Annotated in this window: 7 protein-coding genes; 2 read left to right on the top strand and 5 right to left on the bottom strand. The window is 62.2% G+C overall.

Annotated elements, in window-relative coordinates:
• On the top strand, positions 1–490 hold a 490-nt coding region (locus tag EN991_RS21305; RefSeq protein WP_245461029.1), incomplete at its 5' end, for an aldolase/citrate lyase family protein.
• 38 nt (positions 491–528) lie between these two features.
• Here the strand turns inward: EN991_RS21305 and EN991_RS21300 are convergent.
• Both EN991_RS21300 and EN991_RS21295 read right to left on the bottom strand, forming a co-directional pair.
• Positions 529–1,674: an acyltransferase gene (locus EN991_RS21300; RefSeq protein ID WP_127369484.1), complete on the bottom strand. Its 1,146-nt coding sequence runs from the start codon at positions 1,672–1,674 to the stop codon at positions 529–531.
• A gap of 190 nt (positions 1,675–1,864) precedes the next feature.
• On the bottom strand, positions 1,865–2,413 hold the full coding sequence (locus EN991_RS21295; protein ID WP_127369486.1) for an alpha/beta hydrolase: 549 nt from the start codon (positions 2,411–2,413) through the stop codon (positions 1,865–1,867).
• Between the two features lie 249 nt (positions 2,414–2,662).
• Here EN991_RS21295 and EN991_RS21290 point away from each other — a divergent pair, with 249 nt between their 5' ends.
• Positions 2,663–3,475 carry a VOC family protein gene (locus EN991_RS21290; protein ID WP_013532122.1) on the top strand — a complete coding sequence of 271 codons (813 nt, stop codon included), beginning with the start codon at positions 2,663–2,665 and terminating at the stop codon, positions 3,473–3,475.
• A gap of 125 nt (positions 3,476–3,600) precedes the next feature.
• Here the strand turns inward: EN991_RS21290 and purB are convergent, their stop codons facing one another.
• The 3 genes from purB to EN991_RS21275 form a co-directional block, all read right to left on the bottom strand.
• On the bottom strand, positions 3,601–4,908 hold the full coding sequence (gene purB, locus EN991_RS21285; protein WP_127367026.1) for an adenylosuccinate lyase: 1,308 nt from the start codon (positions 4,906–4,908) through the stop codon (positions 3,601–3,603).
• 59 nt (positions 4,909–4,967) lie between these two features.
• Complete coding sequence (locus EN991_RS21280; protein WP_013532120.1) at positions 4,968–5,381, bottom strand: hypothetical protein; 414 nt, start codon at positions 5,379–5,381, stop codon at positions 4,968–4,970.
• 107 nt (positions 5,382–5,488) lie between these two features.
• On the bottom strand, positions 5,489–5,574 hold an 86-nt coding region (locus EN991_RS21275; RefSeq protein ID WP_127369485.1), incomplete at its 5' end, for a DUF2259 domain-containing protein.

The following is a 5,574-nucleotide window of genomic DNA, read 5'->3' as shown; positions in this document are numbered from 1 at the left end:
GGTTGCCGCCGCAAACCTTTCCGCCGCCGCCATGAAATACCCGCCGGTCGGCGAGCGCTCCTGGGGCCCGACCTACGCTTTTCCCCGCCACGGCCAAGGCGACCAGGCCGACTGGCTGCGCGACACCAACCAGCGCACCATGGCCTTCGCCATGGTCGAGACGCGTGCAGCCCTCGATGCTCTCGATGGCATCCTCGATACGCCCGGCATCGACGGCATCTTCCTGGGCCCGTCGGATTTCTCGATCGCCTGGAGCAATGGCGCCACGGTCAATTCGACGCTGGAAAGCATGATGGAGACGGTGGCGTCGGTGGCCGAGCGCACCCGCAAGGCCGGCAAACATGCGGCGATCTACGTTGTCGAGCCGGCAATTGCCGGCCGGGTCGTGTCGATGGGCTATCGCCTGCTGGCCATGGGCTCGGAGCATGCGCTGATTTCACTGGGCGCAAAGACCCTGCTCAAGGGCATCAAGGATTCGATCGGATCCTGAACCCGAACCGGACGCACTGCCGTCACAGCGCCGGGCGGTTAGGCGCTCGACGCCGCAGGCGCCGCGGCGATAGGTCCGCCGCGCCTGAACCTGTTGAACAGGGCGCCGACCATCTGGACCCACCAGTTGTTGAAGGTCATGAGCGGCAACGCCGCGAGGATCGAACCCAGTATGGCGGCGGCGGCGCCGAGTGCGGTGGAACCGCTTGTCAACAAAACCCATGACCCCAATGAGCAGATAACGGGTACATGCACGAGGTAGAGTGGGAAGGACAGGTCGCCCAGAAAACGTGCCACCTTACCCGAGAGCCATGATAGAGGCTCATCCACACTCAGCACCGCGTAGACCAACATGACGCTTGCCGGGATGGCCACGCAGGCTTGCCGCAGGCCCACATCGGAAGCCACGTCAAGCACGGCGAACGGGCGATATATGCCCACGGCACTCCCCGCATAACCCAGCAGCGCCAGGGAAACCATCACCATGGCGCCTCTCACCCACCGATTCGGGCGAAAATCCATGGCGAGAAGCGGATAGAGCAAGAGGCTGGCCGGAAAGGCACAAAGAAAGTAACTGACTTGCAGCGCCAGGAACACGACTGCTGCTATGCAGACCCAGAACGATAACGTCCAGCGGCCTTGAAGGAAAAAGACGATCGGGGCGAGGGCGAAGGTCAGCATGCTCCCCCAGAACTCGACCGTCATGGTCCACAGACTGCTGTCATAATAGTTGTCGCCGTAGATGAACGTCCGCCACGCCCCTTGCAGAAACGCGTCGGCGAAACTCGCAGTCTCCGGCGATAGCACCTTTGAAGCATTGCCGAAACTTCTCAGCCAGTCGGATTGGGTGACGGCGGCCGCATCCTTGATGAAATACAGGTCGAGCTTGAAGATGATGCAGGATGCCAGCGTCGTAACGAGTACCGGGCCGGCCAGGCGTGGCAGGCGCTTGATCGCACCCAACCGCAGATCTTGTGCCTTGCTGGTCTGAAAATAACGCTTCACGAGCACGTAGGAAGACAGGACGAAAAACAGGTAGACGGCGGAGCCGCCATTGAACGCGACGAAAGCCAGGCTTGTTTTGAGCGATTGCCCGGCCAAGTCTCCCTCGCCTTCCATCAATGGCGCAAAAGCACCCAAACAATGCCCATTCAGAACTACGAGCGCGGCGACACCTCTTAACAATCGAGTGAAGCATCCTTGGCCAAGTATGGGCTTTCTTTGAATAATTGCTATTTAGTACGCGCGAATATAATCGTTCGGCGAACAGAGTTCGCCGTTGCTGGAGAGATTATCGCGATCTGCATTAAATTATTGTTCACGCAAGCCGGATGGCCTGCCGAGCAGCTTCGTGTTCAGGCTTTGACCGTATATATTACAGGTCCGTCAGGAACTTGGCGAAGGTCATCGAGCCTTCGGGCCACGGTCCGAAGCCCGAATCCTCGCTGAGATGACCGGTTTCGCCGGCATCGATGAACAGCGAGCCCCAGGCACCGGCAATGTCTTCGGCGACATCGAAGGCGCAGAACGGATCGTTGCGGCTGGCAATCACGATCGAGGGAAAGGGCAGCGGCTCACGCGGGTAGGGGCCGAAGGTCATCAGGTGCCTGGGCCTGATCTCGGGGTTAGCGACATCGGGCGGCGCCACGAAGAAGGCCCCGGCGACCGGCTTGCGGAATTGCGGAATGGCTTGCACCGCCGCGGCGACGCCAAGTGAGTGCGCGACCAGGACGACCGGCCGCTCGGCCTCGTTGACCGCCTTGGCGACGCTCGCCGTCCAGTCCTCGCGCACCGGCTTCGACCACTCCGCCTGTTCGACGCGGCGCGCCGTCGACAGCTTCGACTGCCAGCGGCTCTGCCAATGGTCGGGGCCGGAATTGGCGTAGCCCGGCACGATGAGAATATCTGCGTCTCTGACCTTCATGGCGCTGAGATAGCGAGCGGCATCGCTTCGTGCAACCGGCAGAAACGCCACGTTTGATCACAATAGTGAACACCATGTTCGCTTCTTCGCGTCTTGTGTGAACGATGCGGATGGACGATCTGTGGTCAGGAAAAGAAACAGCCGTGCGCGGGAACCCTGACTTTGGAACTGACACGACGTACAATGATCGGCGGAGTGGGGTTTCTCGCTTTGGGAGCTTCATCGCAGGCCGGTCGAACGGAGCATTTGATGAGCGAGTTGCCTTTTGCCGCCACCACCCCGGTCAGCGTTGCCCGCGTCGGGCTGAAGGCGCGCGACGCGGAAAGCCTTGCCGCATATTATCGCAGCATCGTCGGTCTGCAGGAACTGAGCCGCGCCGATGGGGCGATCACGCTGGGCGCCGCCAACCGTCCGTTGCTGGTCATCGAGGCCGATCCTTCGGCCAAGCCGGATGATCCTCGCAGCGCAGGCCTGTTCCATACTGCCTTCCTGCTGCCCAGCCGTGCCGATCTCGGCCGCTGGATCAACCACGCCATATCAAACAAGATCGCCATCGAGGGCGCTTCCGACCATCTGGTCAGCGAAGCACTGTACCTGACCGATCCCGAAGGCAACGGCATCGAGATCTATGCCGACCGCCGTCCGCAGGACTGGAAGTGGAATGGCGACAAGGTGGCGATGGCGACCGAGCGGATGAACATTCCGTCCGTCGTTGCCGAAGTGCCTGCGGGTGACGCCGGCTGGCAGGGCGCGCCGGAAAACAGCGTCGTCGGCCATGTCCACCTGCGCGTCGGCAGGCCGGAAGACGCCGAAGCCTGGTGGAACCAGGAATTCGGCTTCGACACGGTGGCCAAATATGGCGGCCAGGCGGTGTTCCTGTCGTCAGGCGGCTATCACCACCACATCGGCGCCAACGCCTGGCAGAGTTCGGGCGCCGGCCGCCGCGATCCCAGCCGGTCGGGTCTGGCCTGGGTGGAGATGCGTTCGGACAATGTGACCAGCCCGGTGACCCGCGAAGATCCATGGGGCACGGTGATCAGGACTGTTCCCGGCAAGGCTTGATTTGAGGGCTGCGCCAAGCTGGAGCACCCCTCAACCGTCGCGGCGTTGCGCGCCGATCCACCTTCTCCCACAGGGGAGAAGGTGAAGCCTGCCGCTCGCGGCCAGCGACGGTATAGCGCTTTGCCTCAGGCTTTGCCAAACACCCGCTTGAAGATCGTGTCGACATGCTTGGTGTGATAGCCCAGGTCGAATTTCTCGCGGATTTCGGCCTCGGGCAGGGCAGCGGTCACTTCCTTGTCGGCCAGTAATTCTTCAAGAAAATCAGCGCCTTGCTCCCACACCCTCATGGCGTTGCGCTGGACCAGACGGTAGGAGTCTTCGCGAGACAACCCAGCCTGCGTCAGCGCCAGCATGACACGCTGCGAATGCACGAGGCCGCGGAACTTGTTCATGTTCTTCAGCATGTTGTCGGGATAGACGAGCAGCTTGTCGATGACGCCGGTCAGCCGTGACAGTGCGAAATCGAGCGTCACGGTGGCGTCAGGGCCGATCATGCGCTCGACTGAGGAGTGGGAAATGTCGCGCTCATGCCAGAGCGCCACATTCTCCATCGCCGGCATCGCCATGGAGCGAACCATGCGGGCAAGGCCGGTGAGGTTTTCGGTCAGCACCGGGTTGCGCTTGTGCGGCATGGCCGAGGAGCCCTTTTGGCCCGGCGAAAAATACTCTTCCGCTTCGAGCACTTCGGTGCGCTGCAAATGCCTTATCTCGATCGACAGCCGCTCGACCGACGAGGCGATGACGCCGAGCGTGGCAAAGAACATCGCGTGGCGGTCGCGCGGGATCACCTGCGTCGACACCGGCTCGGGCTTCAGGCCGAGCTTCGCCGCCACATGTTCCTCGACATAGGGGTCGATGTTGGCGAAGGTGCCGACCGCCCCGGAGATCGCACAGGTGGCGATATCCTCACGCGCGTGCACCAACCGCTCGCGGCAGCGCGAGAACTCGGCATAGGCCTGCGCCAGCTTGACGCCGAAGGTCGTCGGCTCGGCATGGATGCCGTGGCTGCGGCCAATGGTGACGGTGTTCTTGTGCTCGAAGGCGCGGCGCTTGAGCGCTGCAAGCAGACCGTCGATGTCGGCGAGCAGGATGTCGCTGGCGCGGGTCAGCTGTACGGCGAAGCAGGTGTCGAGAACGTCCGATGAGGTCATGCCCTGGTGGATGAAGCGGGCGTCCGGCCCGACAAATTCAGCAAGATGGGTCAGGAAGGCGATGACGTCATGCTTGGTGACTCGTTCGATCTCGTCGATCGCCTCGACGTCGAATTTTGCGGCACTACCCTTTTCCCAGATGGTTTTTGCCGCTTCCCTGGGGATGACGCCGAGTTCGGCCAGCGCATCGCAGGCATAGGCTTCGATCTCGAACCAGATGCGGAACCGGGTTTCTGGCGACCAGATGGCGACCATTTCCGGCCGGGAATAGCGAGGGATCATCGGTCAGTCCTGACATATCGAGAAGTTTGCCCGCGTCCTAACAGAGGCGAGCAAAATGCTCAACGCCGCTGGCGCGCAAACCAGACGCCCGCGGCAAACAGAGCGATGAAACCAACTGGAAAATAGAGCCGGATGCCCAGCACTACGAACTGATAGAGCGCAATCAACGTCGTGAAGACGAACTGGAGGACCCAGGTGCGGGTGAAAGCAGGCGCATGCCACTCGGCGTAGTAGGAGCGGTACTGCAGGGCAAACAGCCCGCCGGTCAGGCCGATCGTCGCCGCTGCTAGGCACACGAAGGCCGCGGCGAAAGCGACTTCCCAGCGTCTTCCCTGCGAGACCAGCCGCGTCGCAAACAGGCCGATGGGGAAGGCCAGCGCAGCTCCCGCCGCAAACAGCATGGTGACAATGCGGATTTTCGCCGGCGTCTCCCAGTCGTCCAACAACAGGGTGACGAGCGCGCTGGCGCCCATCGTCACAGCCCACAACACTGCGCCGATAAGCGCTGTGCGCGGCGTCGGTATCGCGCGGCGAAGGCGGTTCAGCGCACGATCGCGCGCGGCGGGTTGAGCACGGGATGTCACAGGCGACCGGTCACCGCGATCCAGCGAAAGTCCGGGCCTTCAAAGCCGTATTGGCGCACCGCGATCAGCACGGCATAGGCGC

It is taken from the genome of Mesorhizobium sp. M7A.F.Ca.US.005.03.2.1 (genome assembly GCF_003997795.1).
Taxonomy (GTDB): Bacteria; Pseudomonadota; Alphaproteobacteria; order Rhizobiales; family Rhizobiaceae; genus Mesorhizobium; species Mesorhizobium ciceri.
The sequence above is the reverse complement of the archived record's forward strand: the minus strand, read 5'-3'. Positions and strand labels throughout refer to the sequence as shown.

Excerpts from the sequence above, each read along its gene's own strand:
- EN991_RS21295 (WP_127369486.1), bottom strand. The coding sequence starts at position 2,413 with ATGAAGGTCAGAGACGCAGATATTCTCATCGTGCCGGGCTACGCCAAT.
- EN991_RS21290 (WP_013532122.1), top strand. The coding sequence starts at position 2,663 with ATGAGCGAGTTGCCTTTTGCCGCCACCACCCCGGTCAGCGTTGCCCGC.
- purB (WP_127367026.1), bottom strand. The coding sequence starts at position 4,908 with ATGATCCCTCGCTATTCCCGGCCGGAAATGGTCGCCATCTGGTCGCCA.
- EN991_RS21280 (WP_013532120.1), bottom strand. The coding sequence starts at position 5,381 with ATGGGCGCCAGCGCGCTCGTCACCCTGTTGTTGGACGACTGGGAGACG.